This is a genomic window from Bartonella sp. LB28NMGDW (assembly GCF_042194435.1).
Classification (GTDB): Bacteria; Pseudomonadota; Alphaproteobacteria; order Rhizobiales; family Rhizobiaceae; genus Bartonella; species Bartonella grahamii.
This window is the reverse complement of record NZ_JBHIMX010000097.1, coordinates 1-1,171: the sequence shown is the minus strand read 5'-3', so window position 1 is coordinate 1,171 and position 1,171 is coordinate 1. Positions and strand designations below refer to the sequence as shown.

Here is a 1,171-nt window from a genome sequence, read left to right as displayed (position 1 = left end):
ACAGTAAAAAATATTCGCACTGAAATTGAGCTATTTTCATAAATTAAAAAATGAAATTAAGAAAAGATCAATTATCGCAAACTATACACTTTACTTTGGTGTCAAAATTATAATAATGACAACAAACATCAGAATGCATATAATAGTAAAAAAGAGTCACATTAAAATGAAGTCGATCATTCTTGTAATTTTGATTGCAAACATTTTATCAGCTTGTGCATTAGCACCAAAGCTAAAACAGCCAAATGATAGAAACCGTGTGCCTATTAATAAAACAATCCCTGCCGAAATTAAGCGAGGAGACAGATGAAAAAGCGGTTTATTATAGCGGGAATGATCACCCTTTTGGGAATGATAAATTTAACTCTAACGTCTAACTTTAGTTGGGGTTCTGGAACTCAAGGTTCAACTGTCCAAACTCCTCCCCCTTTTCCAGAAGCAGAATATCTGAAAATTATTGATTTGTTAAAACAACAAATTAAAGCAAACGAAGACCAGATCGAAAACACGAAAAAAGTCTATCAGTCTATAACAGGAAATAAAAAAATAAAAAGAGAAGAATTATCGAAATTTTTATTAAAACATTCGCCTTTTTACCCATCTACCCACAAAACATACAAGGGTTTATATAGCAAAAACTTCAAAGGTCATCCTTATTTCGAACAGCTTATAACTGAAGTTAACGGAGAAGAGTGGAGAGTCATCCTCCCGTACATAGAACATAAAATACTATACGATATGCTTAATAAGCGTCTTCAATATAGTGGAATTGTCGATAAAGCTGTAAGTTTGCAAACTTTCCAAGATGCAGAGAACCGCTTTACACAAATTGCCGGTTTCTTAAAAGATATAGATAAAACAAAAGATCTGAGAGAAGTTTTCGAGCTGCAAACACGTATCAGAAACATGTCAGCGGTACTCCAAAATGAATATACGAAGCTACAAATGGTCAGAAATTTAAGCAATAATGAAGAGTTTCTTATCGAAATGCAAAAACGTATATTGTATAAGAGAGTTATGAACAATGCCTTCACACGTGTGCCTCAAATAAGATTTTAGCCACTAAAGCTCTTTACAAGATTTGCTTTTTTTTCATAAAAACAAAAGCCACTGTAGAAAGTTCAGTACTATCCGAACAATTCAAAGAGGCACAAAGATTTTATCAAAGCCA

The 1,171-nt window shown here is 32.9% G+C and carries 2 protein-coding genes; both read left to right on the top strand.

All coding sequences use genetic code 11. The features are described 5' to 3' along the window. The first annotated feature begins 166 nt into the window (after positions 1 to 166). Positions 167 to 310 carry a TrwH protein gene (locus tag ACFIKG_RS09375; RefSeq protein ID WP_273791745.1) on the top strand — a complete coding sequence of 48 codons (144 nt, stop codon included), beginning with the start codon at positions 167 to 169 and terminating at the stop codon, positions 308 to 310. Beyond that, complete coding sequence (locus ACFIKG_RS09370) at positions 307 to 1,059, top strand: type IV secretion system protein (protein ID WP_375652207.1); 753 nt, start codon at positions 307 to 309, stop codon at positions 1,057 to 1,059. The genes ACFIKG_RS09375 and ACFIKG_RS09370 overlap by 4 nt, the downstream gene beginning before the upstream one ends. Positions 1,060 to 1,171 lie beyond the last annotated feature (112 nt).

What these genes read in the sequence shown, in the direction of transcription:
- ACFIKG_RS09375 (WP_273791745.1), top strand. Translation starts at nt 167, where the DNA reads ATGAAGTCGATCATTCTTGTAATTTTGATTGCAAACATTTTATCAGCT.
- ACFIKG_RS09370 (WP_375652207.1), top strand. Translation starts at nt 307, where the DNA reads ATGAAAAAGCGGTTTATTATAGCGGGAATGATCACCCTTTTGGGAATG.